General features: G+C 60.7%; 17 protein-coding genes and 2 pseudogenes. 11 read left to right on the top strand and 8 right to left on the bottom strand.

Translation table 11 applies throughout. The features are described from left to right. Positions 1–503: 503 nt before the first annotated feature. Together AC1D06_RS25930 and AC1D06_RS25925 are read left to right on the top strand one after the other, a co-directional pair. Complete coding sequence (locus AC1D06_RS25930) at positions 504–1,493, top strand: cytochrome-c peroxidase (protein WP_477876424.1); 990 nt, start codon at positions 504–506, stop codon at positions 1,491–1,493. A 10-nt stretch (positions 1,494–1,503) separates the two neighbouring features. Then, on the top strand, positions 1,504–3,309 hold the full coding sequence (locus tag AC1D06_RS25925; RefSeq protein ID WP_477988672.1) for a methyl-accepting chemotaxis protein: 1,806 nt from the start codon (positions 1,504–1,506) through the stop codon (positions 3,307–3,309). 55 nt (positions 3,310–3,364) lie between these two features. Here AC1D06_RS25925 and AC1D06_RS25920 read toward each other — a convergent pair whose 3' ends face one another. After that, positions 3,365–4,135 carry an SOS response-associated peptidase gene (locus AC1D06_RS25920; protein WP_477876572.1) on the bottom strand — a complete coding sequence of 257 codons (771 nt, stop codon included), beginning with the start codon at positions 4,133–4,135 and terminating at the stop codon, positions 3,365–3,367. A gap of 63 nt (positions 4,136–4,198) precedes the next feature. On the opposite strand from AC1D06_RS25920, the gene AC1D06_RS25915 reads away from it, so the two are divergent. The 7 genes from AC1D06_RS25915 (at position 4,199) to AC1D06_RS25885 (ending at position 8,286) form a co-directional block, all read left to right on the top strand. Beyond that, on the top strand, positions 4,199–4,618 hold the full coding sequence (locus AC1D06_RS25915; RefSeq protein WP_477988671.1) for an NUDIX domain-containing protein: 420 nt from the start codon (positions 4,199–4,201) through the stop codon (positions 4,616–4,618). Positions 4,619–4,631: 13 nt separating this feature from the next. Continuing rightward, a complete protein-coding gene (locus AC1D06_RS25910; protein WP_477876421.1) occupies positions 4,632–5,069 on the top strand; it encodes a TIGR02301 family protein in 438 nt (145 codons plus the stop codon). A 105-nt stretch (positions 5,070–5,174) separates the two neighbouring features. Beyond that, entirely contained in the window at positions 5,175–5,432 is a 258-nt protein-coding gene (locus tag AC1D06_RS25905) for a hypothetical protein (protein WP_477876420.1), read from the top strand. 12 nt (positions 5,433–5,444) lie between these two features. Next, positions 5,445–6,221, top strand: a complete 777-nt coding sequence (locus tag AC1D06_RS25900; RefSeq protein WP_477876419.1) for a hypothetical protein — start codon at positions 5,445–5,447, stop codon at positions 6,219–6,221. Between the two features lie 64 nt (positions 6,222–6,285). Next, on the top strand, positions 6,286–7,128 hold the full coding sequence (gene ygfZ, locus AC1D06_RS25895) for a CAF17-like 4Fe-4S cluster assembly/insertion protein YgfZ (RefSeq protein ID WP_477988670.1): 843 nt from the start codon (positions 6,286–6,288) through the stop codon (positions 7,126–7,128). Next, on the top strand, positions 7,125–7,739 hold the full coding sequence (locus AC1D06_RS25890; protein ID WP_477876417.1) for a YfbR-like 5'-deoxynucleotidase: 615 nt from the start codon (positions 7,125–7,127) through the stop codon (positions 7,737–7,739). The genes ygfZ and AC1D06_RS25890 overlap by 4 nt, the downstream gene beginning before the upstream one ends. A 28-nt stretch (positions 7,740–7,767) precedes the next feature. Then, the gene (locus AC1D06_RS25885) at positions 7,768–8,286 is read left to right on the top strand and encodes a tyrosine phosphatase family protein (protein WP_477876416.1); all 519 of its coding nucleotides are present in this window, start codon (positions 7,768–7,770) and stop codon (positions 8,284–8,286) included. Here the strand turns inward: AC1D06_RS25885 and AC1D06_RS25880 are convergent. Together AC1D06_RS25880 and AC1D06_RS25875 are read right to left on the bottom strand one after the other, a co-directional pair. Then, complete coding sequence (locus AC1D06_RS25880; RefSeq protein WP_477876415.1) at positions 8,244–8,729, bottom strand: hypothetical protein; 486 nt, start codon at positions 8,727–8,729, stop codon at positions 8,244–8,246. The genes AC1D06_RS25885 and AC1D06_RS25880 overlap by 43 nt on opposite strands. Before the next feature lie 463 nt (positions 8,730–9,192). After that, positions 9,193–9,690, bottom strand: coding sequence for a hypothetical protein (locus AC1D06_RS25875; protein WP_477988669.1), 498 nt, complete (start codon positions 9,688–9,690; stop codon positions 9,193–9,195). Between the two features lie 204 nt (positions 9,691–9,894). Between AC1D06_RS25875 and AC1D06_RS25870 the strand changes: the two genes are divergently transcribed. Both AC1D06_RS25870 and AC1D06_RS25865 read left to right on the top strand, forming a co-directional pair. Next, positions 9,895–10,386, top strand: a complete 492-nt coding sequence (locus AC1D06_RS25870; protein ID WP_477988668.1) for a pyridoxamine 5'-phosphate oxidase family protein — start codon at positions 9,895–9,897, stop codon at positions 10,384–10,386. Positions 10,387–10,451: 65 nt separating this feature from the next. Next, complete coding sequence (locus AC1D06_RS25865; protein WP_477988667.1) at positions 10,452–11,039, top strand: DJ-1/PfpI family protein; 588 nt, start codon at positions 10,452–10,454, stop codon at positions 11,037–11,039. Positions 11,040–11,302: 263 nt separating this feature from the next. On the opposite strand, the gene AC1D06_RS25860 is transcribed toward AC1D06_RS25865, so the two are convergent. The 5 genes and pseudogenes from AC1D06_RS25860 to AC1D06_RS25840 form a co-directional block, all read right to left on the bottom strand. Next, complete coding sequence (locus AC1D06_RS25860; protein ID WP_477876411.1) at positions 11,303–11,590, bottom strand: transcriptional regulator; 288 nt, start codon at positions 11,588–11,590, stop codon at positions 11,303–11,305. Positions 11,591–11,611: 21 nt separating this feature from the next. Next, a complete protein-coding gene (iolG, locus tag AC1D06_RS25855) occupies positions 11,612–12,610 on the bottom strand; it encodes an inositol 2-dehydrogenase (RefSeq protein WP_477988666.1) in 999 nt (332 codons plus the stop codon). A 63-nt stretch (positions 12,611–12,673) separates the two neighbouring features. Beyond that, the gene (locus AC1D06_RS25850) at positions 12,674–13,498 is read right to left on the bottom strand and encodes a 3-methyl-2-oxobutanoate hydroxymethyltransferase (protein WP_477988664.1); all 825 of its coding nucleotides are present in this window, start codon (positions 13,496–13,498) and stop codon (positions 12,674–12,676) included. A gap of 4 nt (positions 13,499–13,502) precedes the next feature. Continuing rightward, positions 13,503–14,024 (bottom strand): annotated as a pseudogene (locus tag AC1D06_RS25845) (TIM barrel protein); the annotation flags it as partial. Positions 14,025–14,040: 16 nt separating this feature from the next. Then, positions 14,041–14,269: pseudogene (locus AC1D06_RS25840) on the bottom strand (IS630 family transposase); the annotation flags it as partial.

Genomic DNA, 14,269 nt, shown 5'->3' with positions numbered 1-14,269 from the left:
CGGCGGGAAGGGTGATGACGAGTGAGTTGGGGTCGGCGTGTTTCATGGATCCAATCCAACATTCGATTTCCAGCGTTTCGACGCTCGACCGCGTCCGCTCTTCCCAGGGTCTCGCTTTGCGCAGACGTCCACGCGGTTCGAATATCTGTGGCTGGAGCCATGCCTTGGGTCTAATCTCTCGATCTACTAAGTTAGCAATATGGGAATATCATATTCTACCGGCATAATATTGCGCACGACCTCGCGTCCTCAAGTATACATATAGGATATACACAAATATACTATCAAACAACACACAAGAAATTCGTATCTTCCTCCGGTCTTGCCTAGCTAAATCTTGGCTTTAACGCTGATATGCTTGCTACTTTTGGTATGCGCTCCAATGTTTGTGGCTCAATAAATTCACCGTTTACATGCAGTTAACGCAGTCATGTTAATTCTAACTATGAGTGCAGCAGCCTAGATTTCCCACACCAACCTAAAACCAGCTCSGACTTGCCAGAATGACGCGTTTCCTGATTTCAGCTTCCGTCTGCGCGCTGCTGGCTGCCCAGCCCAGCGCCGCTGCCGATCTTTCCGCCTATAAACGCCCGCTGACCATCCCTTTCCAGGGCGTGACGACCTATTCGCCGCAGTTGGCGACGCTCGGCAAGATGCTGTTCTTCGATCCGCGGCTGTCCGGCAACAAGAACATGACCTGCGCAACCTGTCATAATCCGTCCTTTGGCTTCGAGACGCCGGTGACAACACCGATCGGCGCGGCCAATGTGGCGCTGGCGCGCCAGGCGCCGACCGTTCTCAATGTCGCCTGGGTCAATCCCTTCTTCTGGGATGGCCGCGCACCGAGCCTAGAGGCGCAGGCGGCAGGGCCAATCGGTGCGGCAAAAGAAATGAACGGCAATGTCGACGACGCCGTTGTCGAGTTGCGGAAAATCCCGGACTACAAGAAATGGTTCGACGAGGTTTTCCCTGACAAAGGCATCACCAAGGACACATTGCTGACTGCGATCGCCACCTATGAGCGGACGGTGGTCTCCAACTGGTCGCCCTTCGACCGCTGGGTGGATGGGGATCAATCTGCCGTCTCCGACAGCGCCAAGCATGGTTTCGAACTGTTTACCGGCAAGGCGGGCTGTTCCTCCTGCCATACGGGCTGGAATTTTTCCGACAACAAGTTCCACGATATCGGCCTGCCCGGCGATGACATCGGACGCTACAAGATCGATGCGAGCAGTCCTGCCAACAAATATGCCTTCAAGACGCCGGGCTTGCGCAACACGCTTTATCGCGGCCCCTATATGCATGACGGCAGCCTGAAGAGCATGGGCGAGGTGATCGACCATTACGAGAGCGGCGGCGTTGCCCGTCCGTCGCTCGATCCGGCGATGACGCCGTTTTTCCTGAGCGAGGACGAACGGAAGGACCTGATCGCCTTCCTGGGGTCCCTGACCGCCGAGAAGCAGGATATTCCCCTGCCGACGCTGCCGAACTGAGGAGCGCGAGATGAAACTCTCCATACGCATGCAAATTCTCGTGCCCATGGTCGCCACCGTCGTCGTCGGCTTCGGCAGCGCATTGCTCGTCGGCTATCAAGCGATCGTCGGCCAGGACCGGGTGGAAACGGTCGTTCAGCAAGCCGTTAGCGCCAAAATGCTGTCGGCGCATATCGAGCGGCAGTTCAAGGATGCGACCGGGGTCGTCGACCGCGTGCTTTCGATGACGAACTTCGTCTCCGCCGCCGAGGTGAAAGCCGCGTTCGACAAGAGCAACGACGCGCTGATGCAATCGCTCGACAAGCTCAGTCATGTCGATCTCGCCGATTCCTTGACGAAGAGCGTGCAATCGCTGCGGCAAGCGCACGATGCCTGGGAAAAGGACGTGAAGGTCAGCCTCGGCCTTGAGCAGTCCACCGAGGTCCCGACGACTGAAAAACTTGCCCGGTCTCAGCAGGCGATCCTGGCCGATATCCACGACGTCAACGAGATCGTCGACAAGGTCGCGACGGAGAGCGTGGCGACCGCCGGCAGCGCGCTCGCCTCGAAGATCGAGACGGAACTGGCGCTGGCGGTGATTGCCGCCGTCGTCGGCCTCGGCATCCTCATCGCCATCGCCCGGCATGTCTCCCGCCCAATCCAGCGCATCACGCAGTCCATGCAGACGCTTGCCGCGGGCGAGACGGACAAGTCGATCCCCTATGCCGGCCGCAGCGACGAGATCGGCCTGATGGCCGGCTCGGTCGAGGTCTTCAGGCAGAATGCCATCGCCCGGGCCAAGTTGGAAGCCGAGGCCGAGGGGAACCGGAGCCAGGCGGAGGCCAATCGGCTGGCGGATCAGGAACAGGCGGAGAGAAGTGCTGCCCAGCGGCTGACGATCGCAACGTCGGGGCTTGCCGCCGGGCTGAAGCGGCTTGCGGGTGGCGATTTGGCCTTCAACCTGACGGACCAGTTCGCGCCGGAATTCGAACCGCTGAGGCATGATTTCAACGCCTCGGTGGAACAGCTCGCCGATACCCTGCTCTCCGTCTCGGAAAGCGTGTCGATCATCAGCTCCGGCACCCGCGAGATCAGCCATGGCTCCAACGAGCTTTCCGGCCGCACCGAACGCCAGGCAGCAACGCTCGAAGAGACTGCTGCGGCATTGAGCGCCGTGACCGCCAAAGTCGTCGAATCCTCGAAGATCGCCGAAGAGGCCCGCGGCGTCGCCGACAGCGCCAACCGCAGTGCCGTGACCTCCGGCAAGGTGGTGGCGCAAACGGTCGACGCCATGGGGCAGATCGAGGAATCCTCCAAGCAGATCAACAATATCATCAGCGTCATCGACCAGATCGCCTTCCAGACCAACCTGCTGGCGCTCAATGCTGGCGTCGAGGCTGCCCGCGCCGGCGAAGCCGGCAAGGGCTTTGCCGTCGTCGCCCAGGAAGTGCGCGAACTGGCGCAGCGCTCGGCGCAGGCCGCCAAGGAGATCAAAGAGCTGATCGGCCGCTCGTCCGCCAAGGTCACCAGCGGTGTCGAACTGGTTAACCAGACTGGCGCTGCGCTCAACGACATCGGCCGCTACATCGTCGACATCAACAGGTTCATGGAAGCGCTGGCCGCCTCGGCGCGCGAGCAGACGACCAATCTTTCGGAGGTCAACTCTGCCATGCACCAGCTCGACCAGGTGACACAGCAGAACGCGGCGATGGTGGAGGAAACCACCGCCGCCAGTGTCACGCTCGCAAGCGAGGCGGAGCGGCTGCGCGAACTGGTGACGCAGTTCGAATTGGAAACGGCAGCCACGGGTGCACGGGCCTATCGCGACGCGGCTTGACCGGCAGGCTTATCGATCCCTTCATGTCGCCGGCAACCTGTAGGTCGAGAAGCGCTCAGAACAGGCTCATCTGGCCACTGTCCGGTGGCGGGGTTTTCTTCGGCGGCAGTTTCGCCTGCCGGACGATATCGACGCGCGCCTGGATTTCCGGGCCGACATTGGCGACCTTGTTGACGAGATTCGAGACGGGTATCGCCTCGAACGTGTCTTCCTCGGGCGTGCGCATCAGGTCGATCACGTCACGCGGCTCCTGCGTTTTGCAGTCGAGCCAGCGTTCAAAGTCCTCGGGCGCGATCACGATCGGCATGCGGTCATGAATTGGGGCAAAGGACGGATTGGCCGCGGCCGTCAGGATTGCGCCGGTGTCGACCTCCGAACCGTCGGCCGACGACCAGGTTTCCATCAACCCGGCAAAGGCGACGATGCCGCCCCGCTTCGGCCGCACCCAATAGGCCTGCGGTCTCTCGCCGCTTTCCTTGGGCGGCCGATGCCATTCGTAGAAACCGGAGGCCGGGATCAGCACGCGCCGATGTCGCATCGCCGCCTTGAAGGAGGCTTTCTCGATCGCCGTCTCGGAACGGGCATTGATCAGCAGGGTGAAATTGGCGGGGTCCTTGACCCAGGAAGGCCATAGGCCCCAGCGCACCAGCACAGCCTGCCGGCTTGGCCGGTTGGAGCCGCGCGGCCCTTTCTCTCCTTCGACCACCACCATGATCGGCTGGGTCGGAGCAATATTATAGCGCGCGGCAAACTCTTCAAGGCTCTCGATGCCGAGCCTATCCGCCACGTCCTTCATCGCCGCTGTTAATGCAAAACGTCCACACATGGAAATGATTTGGCATTCCATGGCCTGTCCGTCAATGTTGAGACATTGATTCAGGGTGCACGCATGAACGTCGAAGCCGCCTCCTCCGCCATCCTTGTCCGCGATGGCCGCTTGTTGCTCATCCGCCGCAAGAACCCTCCGTCTTATGACATGTTCGCCTTTCCTGGCGGCCGCGCGGAGCCTGGCGAGACACCTGACATGACTGCGCTCCGGGAATTCGAGGAGGAGACCGGCATTGCCGCCCACAGCCCACGGCTCTTCGCCACCTATGATCTCGTCTCCGAAAATCCCGGCCGGCATTTCTTCCTCAGCGTCTTTCTGGTGGAGGCGGGTGCGGAGGAAATCGCCGAGGCGCGCGACGATGCGGCCGATGCCGGCTGGTACACGCCCACCGAAATCCGTAGGCTCAACGCGCCGCCCAGCGTCATCGAATGCTCCGACCGGGTCGAACTGGAATTGCTTGGCGCTTCGGGCCGGGGATGATAGACCGACAGCCATGACAGAACGCTGGTCCATCCTCATTTCGGTCACACTTGTGGCAGCGCTTATCTGCGGAACCGCAGCGCATGCGGCCAAGAAGCCGGAGAAGAAGGACGAGCCGCCCGCGGACACGCCGCAGGTCGAGGAAAAACCTGCGCCTTATGACGACCGGCTGTTGCGCATGGCGGAAATCCTTGGTTCCGTTCACTATTTGCGCAATCTCTGCAATGGCCGTGAGGACGAATGGCGGCAGATGATGGCGGAATTCCTCGCCACCGAGACCAAGAACGAGCCGCAGCGGGCGGCAAAACTGACGGCCGGCTTCAATCGCGGCTACCGCGCCTTTGCCGCGACCTATACGAAATGTACGCCGCAGGCGGTCGCCGCCGAGGAGAAGTACCGTGCCGAAGGTGCAACACTCGCCACAGAAATTACCGCGCGCTTTGGAAATTAGGGGTTTATTTACCTCTTTTCATTGCATCCCGTGTCGTTTTGAGAAAACCTTGCTATGAGTATTAACGGACCGGTAATGAATGCCTGCCCGCGAAGGAAAGATGCGATGGAAGCCAATCTCAAAGAAATCGACGAGATGATCGTCCATGAGAAGATGCAGGCGGCCTGGGAAAGCCAGACCGAAGCCTGGGCCGAAAGTCGCGCTGACGGCATCGAGCCCGAGATCATCGCAGAAGCCGCGATCTGCTTTGCGATGCAGGAGACGATTCGCCTGCACGGCGAGCAAGGCGCGGAAGCGCTGCTTGAATCGCTGCGCGAACGCATCGTTTCCGGCGAGTTTTCGCCGAACAGGACCATTCAGTAAGGATTCTTTGAAATGCCCGGCAAGGGGTTCCTGACGTCATTCCGGTATCCGGCTATGGCCGTGTTTTGTGCGTTTATGCTGGCGATCTCGCTGGCCGGCGTACGGCAGGCCTATGCTTTGACCGATCTCGATCGCCCCGGAGTGCCCCCCGTCAACAAGGACGCGACCGACAGCCAGAAGAAGGCCCCCGACGACGGCGACGACCAGGAAGACCTCGACAGCGGCAATTCGGGCATGCCGATGCCGGACCCGCTGATCAAGAAGCCGGGCAAGGACACCAAGAAAGACGACAACCAGGACAAGGCCGACGAGCCGCAGATCCCGGTCGAAATCATTCGCGACATGGACAAGCTGCCTGCACCGGTGCAGAAGCTGCGTTTTGCCATTGTCGAGGCCGCAGCTTCCGGCGACATCGAGCGCCTCAGGCCGCTGCTCGGTACCGGCCCCGATGCCACGCAGGTCGCGGTCGGCGACACGCCCGAAGACCCGATTGCGGCGCTGAAGAGCCTTTCGGGCGACAAGGAAGGCCGCGAGGTGCTCGGCATCCTGCTCGACGTCATTTCGACCGGTGCAGCGATTGTCGACAAGGGCACGCCGAACGAAACCTATGTCTGGCCCTATTTCGCCGAAAAGCCGCTCAATTCTCTGACGCCGCCGGAAATCGTCGAACTCTACCGCATCGTCACGGCCGCGGATGTCGAGGATATGAAGCAGTTCGGCAGCTATAATTTCTACCGCATCGGCATCTCGCCCGACGGCAAGTGGAAGTTCTTCGTCGCCGGCGACTGATCGAGGCTCTTGCTCTCTTCGCACGCGACGATTACCTGATGGTCAAACATCGGGATTCTATGCCATGCCTGCCGTTACCCTCGACAATCGAAGCCTGATTTCCGTCACCGGCGACGATGCCGGCGATTTCTTGCAGAACATCATCACCACCGACCTGACCGGCCTGCCGAGCGGCGAAGCCTGGCCCGGCGCGCTGCTGACGCCGCAGGGCAAGATTCTGTTCGAATTCCTGGTCGGACGCATCGAAGGCGGCTTCCTGCTGGAGACCGGAGCCGCCGAAGCCGACGCGCTGATCAAGCGGCTGATGCTCTATAGGCTCAGAGCGAAAGTCACATTGGAAAAGCATGCGGATGGTGCAGTGACCGTCGTCTGGGACCAGGATCTGCCAGATGCCGGGTTCAGGGACCTGCGTTTCGCCCGCGCCGGCGTGACGCTCGGCCGCGTCCCGGGTTTTGGCGGCAGCGATGCCGTCTCGCTCTACCGGACGCTGCGCTTCACGCACGGCATTTCCGGCGGCGGCGAGGACGGGGGGCTGACGGACTATTTCCCCCACGATCTGCTGATGGACAAGAACAGCGGCGTCGGCTTCAAAAAGGGCTGCTATATCGGCCAGGAAGTCGTCTCGCGTATGCAGCACCGCTCGACCGCCCGGCGGCGGATCGTCAGTGTCGCCGCCGATTACGGCCTTGGCGATGTCGGCACATCCGTGCTCGCCGGCAGCCGCGAGATCGGCACGCTGATCGCAGCCGAGGGAGACAAGGGTCTCGCCGTGGTGAGGATCGACAAAGCAGGAGCTGCACTGGCCGGCGGCGAGCCGATCAGCATAGGCGAACAGGCCGTGGCCTTGACACTTCCCGACTGGACCGGGCTCACCTTCCCCACCCAAGCCGACGAAGCCGCTTCATGAGCAATACGACGCCTGTTTCCGCCCGCGCCTGGCAGCGCATGCTGTCCGGCCGACGGCTCGACCTCCTGGACCCCTCGCCGCTCGACATCGAATTGTCCGACATCGCCCACGGGCTCGCCCGCGTCGCCCGCTGGAATGGCCAGACATATGGCGACCATGCCTTCTCCGTCGCTCAGCACTGCCTGATCGTCGAGCAGATCTTTCGCCTGCAGAAGCTGGATGCGACAGCGGCGGAATGCCAGATGACTCTGCTGCACGACGCGCCCGAATACGTGATCGGCGACATGATCTCGCCATTCAAGGCCGTGGTCGGCGGCGGCTATAAATCGGTGGAGAAACGGCTTGAGGCGGCAATCCATGTCCGCTTCGGCCTGCCGCCGCATCCGTCGGCGGCGCTGAAGAGTGTGATCAAGAAGGCCGACCAGATCGCAGCCTATTTCGAGGCGACGGAATTGGCGGGCTTTACCGCCGCAGAGGCACGCAAATTCTTCGGCCAACCGCGCGCGGTGACGGTGGAGATGCTGGAGATTGCGCCGATGCCGGCCACCGAGGCGCAGAAGAAATTTGCCGCGCGGTTTCATGAGATCGAGGCGTGGAGGGGCAACAAGTGAGCGCATCATTTGCGGGACCAAATCCCTAATGCCCACCATCCTAGTCTCCCCGCTCAAAACCATCGCCGAAATGGCCGTCCGCCACGGTGCGCGCGAAATGATCAGCCTGATCGCCGAGCGTCATGATTTCCACCGCCCCGGCGTCATCGATCCGGCGCGTCATCTGACGGTAGCCGTCAACGATATCGCCTTTGCCGGTCGGGACGGGCTTGTCGCACCGGAGGAAAGCCATGTCGAGGCCATCATCGCCTTCGCGCGCGGCTGGGACCAGGCTTCGCCTTTACTGGTACATTGCTGGATGGGGGTGTCGCGTTCGCCGGCGGCGGCATTGATCGCGGCCCTGGCCGTGGCGTCGCATCTCGAGGATGTCGAACTCGTTTGGAAATTGCGTGATGCCTCGCCGCAGGCAACACCGAATGCACGACTGGTGGAGATTGGTGACCGGATGCTCGGCCGCGAAGGCCGGCTCGTCGCCGCGGTCAAGGCGATCGGTCGCGGCGCCGATTACAGCGGCGACGCGCCCTTTCTCATCGGCTGGACGCTCTGAGCCTCATCTTCGTAGCGCTGCTGCAGCGTCTTGCCGTAATCCTGCATCATCATCGTCAGTTCCGCCTGGATGATGGCCAGGACGATGGCCCGGTTGAGCGTCTCGTCCTCGTCGTCGTCGACGCCATCGCAGGCCGTCAGTTCGATGACCCAGCGCAGTTCATCCGACATGCCGTCGATCCTGCGGATCATCGCCAGCCGGAGGAAATCGGAAATGATCCGGTTGCGTACGGGGCCGCCATTGCGGAACGTGCTGTGACAAAATGAATCCCAGGCGCTGATCTCGCGGCCGAGCACCAGAAATGTCATCTGCGAAAACTTCTTCTCGGCAGCGCGAAAAACCTTTTCGGCCGCGTTGCGGACCGCAATCCGCGCGAGATCGTCGGCGGCTTCCCCGCCATTGCCGACAACCTTTGCGCCATCCTTCAGGAATATTCCCGACATGCCGCCCTCGCATCTCAGAGCCAAGAATCCCATAGCGAATCCTCCTGATAGTGTTGCAGTGTTAGCCGGATGATTCCATTGTGAGAATCCATCCTTGCATGCACGTACTCCTAGCAACCTTCGCGCAAGCCGGCATTGAGGAATGTCAAATTTTTCGAGAAGGTTGTCTATGCCCTAGGGAACACCCAGAGCATGTCGCACCTATTTGGAGCCATTCTGTTGGCTGAAGCGGGTCGTCTGTTGGGCCGGCAGGCGCGCGTCGTACAAAGACGTACGGCCAAGCCGGCCGGCCCAACAGGCGGCCCGCTTCAACCAACCCTCCGGGCTGGGCGTCTTTCCGCCAGTTCCTGCGGCGATGACCTCGACGGTACATCTGTGTACCGCCGCTCGGCCATCGCCTTGGCCCTGACGCAAATCCGTCCCGGTAGAATGGCTCCAAATAGGTGCGACATGCTCTAGGCCGTCAGGACGGCATCAGAGATGTTTTCATCGAAATCGCCGCAGATATCTCACCGGTTGCGGTTTGATGCAGCATCCGCCCGTGCTCCAGCGCGAGCAACTTGATCTCCGCCTGGACCAGCGTGAGAACGGCTTCGCGGTCAAGCACTGTGCGCTCATCGATCTCTTCCATGCGGCACGCCGATATTTCGATCAGCCGACGGTTCTCTTCCGGCAGCGATTCAACGCGCTTTATCAGCGACACGCGGATGAAATCCGAAACGAACTTATCGCGGAAAGCCGTATTGCCCTTGTAGAGACCGTAGCAATAGTAATCCCAAGCGCTGACCTCGCGCTCCTGGACCTTGATGATGAGTTTCGAGAATTTCTTGCGCGCGCCTTTGAACACTTTCAGCGCCAGGCTCTTCACCGCGTTGCGAGCATAGTCTTCAACCAAACCGCGGTAGACGCAGGCGACAAACTCCGCATTCCTTAGCACCAAGGCTGATACGTTTTCACCCATCTGCACGTCTTCGAATCCCATTGGCACAATGTGTCAGTTTTTTGACGTGGCCGCCAGTATCAGAAATCACCCCTGCACAGCTATGTGGTACGCAATCTTCGCACAGGTTGCATTTGACGAATGGCAGTTCCTGAGGCGGGGCGATATCGGAACCATTGAGCAGGCTTCGGGTTTTTCCCACAGCAGTCGAAAGGGAGATCCATCATGAGCAGCATCGAACGCGCCAAGACCGATCCGATTTCACAACTCTGGGACGAATTTGACAACGCACATGTCGTCATGCTCGGCAGCCCCGACCATGCCCAACACATGCAGCCCATGGCACCGCAGAGCGCACGCGAGGAAAGGGCCATCTGGTTCTATACGCGCATCACGTCGGATATCGCCAGGGCGGCCGCCAATGGTGGCATGGTGCATATGTGCATGGTCAAAGACGACTACCAGGCGTGCCTCGACGGCAATCTCACCGCCACTTATTCTCGCGATCATATCGAGCGCTATTGGTCCTCGCTCGTCGAAGCTTGGTATCCGGGCGGGAAGGACGACGCGGAACTGACCATGCTATGCTTCAAACCGCGCAGTGCGCAGATTTGGGCCAGCACTGGCTCGAAGCTGATCCTCGGCTGGGAGATCGCCAAGGCGATCACCGGCGGCCATGAACCGGATGTCGGCCACACGGCGAGAATAACCTTCTGATCCTGCCAATTTCTGGCAGCGTGCTGCGCTATCCTCGGAACATTCCAAATTGCCGGGGATACGCCATGACCAGATTGCTTGCTCTGCTGACACCGAACTATGCCGACTGGGAATTCGGCATGGTTGCCGCGGCCGCGCGCGGCTATTGCGAAATCGATGTGCTGACCGCGTCTCCCGATGGCGGCTGGGTGGAATCGATGGGCGGCCTGAAGGCTGTCCCCGACATGGCATTCAACGATATCGATCTCGGCCGCTTCCGCGCCGTGCTGGTCATCGGCGGGGCGATCTGGGAGACCGAGGAGGCGCCCGATATCAGCGAACTCCTGCGCGCCGCCAACTGGGACCAGCGCCTGATCGGCGCGATCTGCGGCGGCACGCGCGCGCTGGCCGCCGCCGGCCTGCTCGATCGCGTCCAGCACACCAGCAATTCCGCCGACTATCTCGCCGGCGTTCCCAGCTATCGCGGCAAGGATTTCTATCGCGACACCCCGACTGCGCTCAGGGCCGGCAATATCATAACCGCGCCGGGCACGGCGCCGGTCAGCTTCATGAAGACGATCATGGAAGCCTTCGGTCGCGGCGGCGCGAATCTCGACTTCTATGCGGGGCTGTTCGGGGCGGAGCATATGGCGCTTGGCAAGCGGGCGGCGTGAGGGCAGCGCCCCAAGGGGTAGAACTCAGGAATTAGATGTGAGCATATCGCACCTGTTTGGAGCTATTCTGTCGGCTCAAACGGGTCGCCCCTTGGGCTGGCTGGGGCGCGAATGCTCCTCACACATCCTTGCTGTGCGCAGAAACTCGCGACAGCGGAATTGGCCGGAAAATGCTCGCGTCCACAAGGCAGTCAGATCCGCTTGAGCGATGTCGGTTGCGCGGCTGTCAGAAGGCCAGTGTCGGCAGGATACGCGACCCAAAATCAATCGACGCGGGCACGTCTTCTCAGTTCGTCACGGAATATCGTGCGCACGTCAGCCAAGCTTGATTTTCCAAGCAACTTCACGAATCTCGCCACAGTTGCTGCAGGAACGTTCGCATGTGCTGCAACTTTCACGGCAGGCTCAAAGGCTAGCAATTCCGGACGGGCAAGGCAGGCCGCCGCAAGTTTTCTTACCTGCGGCGGGAATGTCAGTTCACGCCTGAGGATGCGCTCCCGGAGATCGCGGAAAGCCATTTCTCCCATTGCGCTATCATCCGACATTGACATAGCGCGTCTCGCTTGGCCGGCTTAGAGGATGCTGGCCAGCTTGACCGCCTCGCCGGACTTTGCCGACCGCGTTGCGGCCTCGGCAACCGCGAGCGCGCTGACACCATCGTCGAGCGTGACCGGCAAAGCAGATCCAGCGTTGACCGCGTCGACAAAAGCCGCCCACTCCGCCGAATAGGCGCGCATATAGCGTTCGAGGAAGAAGAATTCCGGCTTGGCGCCAACCACGCCGGCCTTCGTGCTTTTCGAAACAGTGTTTTCCAGAACGTTGCCTGCTGACAGCAATCCTTCCGAGCCGAGCAGTTCCACGCGCTGGTCGTAGCCATAGACGGCGCGGCGGCTGTTCTTGATCACTGCGATACGTCCATCGGCGAAATGGAGCGTGACGACGGCCGTATCGACATCGCCTGCAGCGCCAATTTCCGGGTCAACGATCGAGCTGCCGACCGCCATCACCTTTTCCGGCAGGCCGCCCATGATCCAGAGGGCCATGTCGAAATCGTGGATCATCATGTCGCGGAAGAGACCACCCGAGACCTTGACATAGGAAACCGGCGGCGGCGCCGGATCGAACGAGGTTACCGACAAGAGTTCGCTCTTGCCTATCTCGCCACGGTCCACAGCCGCTTTCAGCGCTGCGAAGTTCGGGTCGAAGCGGCGGTTGAAACCGATCATGACGGGACGGCCGGTGGCCGCCGCAGCCTTCTGGCATGCGCGTGCCCGTTCGAGGCTCAGATCCACAGGCTTTTCGCACAGCACGGCCTTGCCGGCTTTCGTTGCTGCCTCGATCAGATCGGAATGGGTGTCGGTCGAGGTGGCGATGAGCACGGCATCAATCGAAGCATCATTGATCACCTGATCGGTCGTTGCCGGCTGCGCACCATATTGACCAGCGAGTTTCTGCGCCGCTTCCATATTGACGTCCGACACAGCCACCAACTGGCTGCCGGAATGGGAAGAGATCGCCTTGGCGTGCACGTTGCCGATGCGGCCGGCGCCGAGAAGACCAACTTTAAGCATATTCGTTCCTTTCTGACGGCCGAAGAATTTCGGCCCCTGCTATGGATGATTGAGCGATTGCCCTTACGCCTTGATGCGTGCTGTGAACGTTTCGAATTCGGCATCGGTAATCGGCACCGCATGCTGTAGTGCCGGATAGGCTCCCGTGTTCACATCGGCGATGAATTCCTTGAACGCGGCGACCCGCTCCTGCTGAAGCCGTTCGAGTTCCTTGGCAAAATTGCGGTAGGTCTTGGCGTGGCGTGGCTTGTGACCTGCCGTGTAGCCGAGCACGTCCTCGGCAAACAGATATTGGGCATCTGCGCCTGGGCCAGCGCCCATGCCGAGCATGATCATAGACGTGTTCTTCGAAATCATTTCGCCGACGCGGTCGGGCACGACTTCGAGCTCCGCACCGAAGCAACCAATGGCTTCGAGTTGCTTGACCTGCTTCCAGAGCCGGATGGCTTCATCCGCGGTTTTGCCGACGGCGCGGAAGCCGGTCCAGGTGATGTAGGAAGGGATGAGGCCGACATGCGCGACAATCGGAATGTGGTTGTCGCAAAGGGTTTTCTGGATGTCGTAGGCGGCAGCACAATAGAAGCAGTCGCCTCCCATGGCGGCAAAGTGGAAGGCGGCACGCAAATAGTCTTCGGCTGTCGCCAGAGGGCGGCCCTGAAAGCTTCCCCAGCCACCATAGGGAAGACCGACCTGAACGAAGCATCGCCCGGCCGCCTCGCGCATCTCCGGGCTGAAGAAGCGGCCTTCGATGGAGAGCATGTGGATGCCGGCGGCATCGGCCGCGGCAGCTTCCTCCAACGTCGTGACATAGAGCATGGAGAGCTTCTCACCTCGCGCTTTCATAACGCGGATGTCGGCGACAGTGGGGCGAGTGTTCTTGCTAACCATGGGCTTACACCGAAAAAGCGTTGCTGAAGGCTTCGAGTGCGGCCTCGGGATTGCCAGAGGCAAAGGCTTCCATGCCGACCGGTCCGGAATAACCCATAGCCTTCAGTGCTTTGGCGATGCCATGCCAGTTCACCTCGCCTGTTCCGGGCTCACAGCGGCCGGGCACATCGGCGACCTGGATTTCGCCGATCCATGGAAGCGATTTGCGGCAGAGTTCGATCAGATTCCCCTCACCGATCTGGGCATGGTAGAGATCGAGGTTGAGGCGCAGGCGCGGATGATCCACGCCGGAGACCAGCGCCAATGTATCTTCGGCGCGGCCGAAAGGCACGCCTGGATGGTCGACGGGAAGGTTGAGGTTTTCGAGCGTGAAGATCACGCCTTCCTCCTCGGCCATTTCCACGATCCGAAACAGCGTGTCACGTGCTTTCAGCCACATCGCACCCGTTATGACTTCGATCGGCTGGATGGGCAGACCGCCCTCCCCGAGCCCGGTGCCATGCAGGTTGAGACGCTGCACACCTAGTACCTCTGCACAGAGATTATGACTCTTTGGCGATTGGGTTTGGGTATGCTTTGGCAAGTTTGGCGCGGGCTTGCTCGGTTGAGAACATCCATTTGATGCGGGCTCCACTTTGATTGCGTCGGTGTTCCCAAGCGGCGACTTCGGCGATGAGGCGATCGTGGCTTTCGATGCGGCGGTTAAGACATTGGCCGCGCAACACGCCGATTTCGATCTCGACCATGTTGAGCCAACTGGCATGCTTGGGC

Source organism: Rhizobium sp. P2_G2 (genome assembly GCF_056403555.1).
This window is presented reverse-complemented; position numbering and strand designations above follow the sequence as displayed.

What these genes read in the sequence shown, in the direction of transcription:
- AC1D06_RS25930 (WP_477876424.1), top strand. Translation starts at nt 504, where the DNA reads ATGACGCGTTTCCTGATTTCAGCTTCCGTCTGCGCGCTGCTGGCTGCC.
- AC1D06_RS25925 (WP_477988672.1), top strand. Translation starts at nt 1,504, where the DNA reads ATGAAACTCTCCATACGCATGCAAATTCTCGTGCCCATGGTCGCCACC.
- AC1D06_RS25920 (WP_477876572.1), bottom strand. Translation starts at nt 4,135, where the DNA reads ATGTGTGGACGTTTTGCATTAACAGCGGCGATGAAGGACGTGGCGGAT.
- AC1D06_RS25915 (WP_477988671.1), top strand. Translation starts at nt 4,199, where the DNA reads ATGAACGTCGAAGCCGCCTCCTCCGCCATCCTTGTCCGCGATGGCCGC.
- AC1D06_RS25910 (WP_477876421.1), top strand. Translation starts at nt 4,632, where the DNA reads ATGACAGAACGCTGGTCCATCCTCATTTCGGTCACACTTGTGGCAGCG.
- AC1D06_RS25905 (WP_477876420.1), top strand. Translation starts at nt 5,175, where the DNA reads ATGGAAGCCAATCTCAAAGAAATCGACGAGATGATCGTCCATGAGAAG.
- AC1D06_RS25900 (WP_477876419.1), top strand. Translation starts at nt 5,445, where the DNA reads ATGCCCGGCAAGGGGTTCCTGACGTCATTCCGGTATCCGGCTATGGCC.
- ygfZ (WP_477988670.1), top strand. Translation starts at nt 6,286, where the DNA reads ATGCCTGCCGTTACCCTCGACAATCGAAGCCTGATTTCCGTCACCGGC.
- AC1D06_RS25890 (WP_477876417.1), top strand. Translation starts at nt 7,125, where the DNA reads ATGAGCAATACGACGCCTGTTTCCGCCCGCGCCTGGCAGCGCATGCTG.
- AC1D06_RS25885 (WP_477876416.1), top strand. Translation starts at nt 7,768, where the DNA reads ATGCCCACCATCCTAGTCTCCCCGCTCAAAACCATCGCCGAAATGGCC.
- AC1D06_RS25880 (WP_477876415.1), bottom strand. Translation starts at nt 8,729, where the DNA reads ATGTCGGGAATATTCCTGAAGGATGGCGCAAAGGTTGTCGGCAATGGC.
- AC1D06_RS25875 (WP_477988669.1), bottom strand. Translation starts at nt 9,690, where the DNA reads ATGGGTGAAAACGTATCAGCCTTGGTGCTAAGGAATGCGGAGTTTGTC.
- AC1D06_RS25870 (WP_477988668.1), top strand. Translation starts at nt 9,895, where the DNA reads ATGAGCAGCATCGAACGCGCCAAGACCGATCCGATTTCACAACTCTGG.
- AC1D06_RS25865 (WP_477988667.1), top strand. Translation starts at nt 10,452, where the DNA reads ATGACCAGATTGCTTGCTCTGCTGACACCGAACTATGCCGACTGGGAA.
- AC1D06_RS25860 (WP_477876411.1), bottom strand. Translation starts at nt 11,590, where the DNA reads ATGTCAATGTCGGATGATAGCGCAATGGGAGAAATGGCTTTCCGCGAT.
- iolG (WP_477988666.1), bottom strand. Translation starts at nt 12,610, where the DNA reads ATGCTTAAAGTTGGTCTTCTCGGCGCCGGCCGCATCGGCAACGTGCAC.
- AC1D06_RS25850 (WP_477988664.1), bottom strand. Translation starts at nt 13,498, where the DNA reads ATGGTTAGCAAGAACACTCGCCCCACTGTCGCCGACATCCGCGTTATG.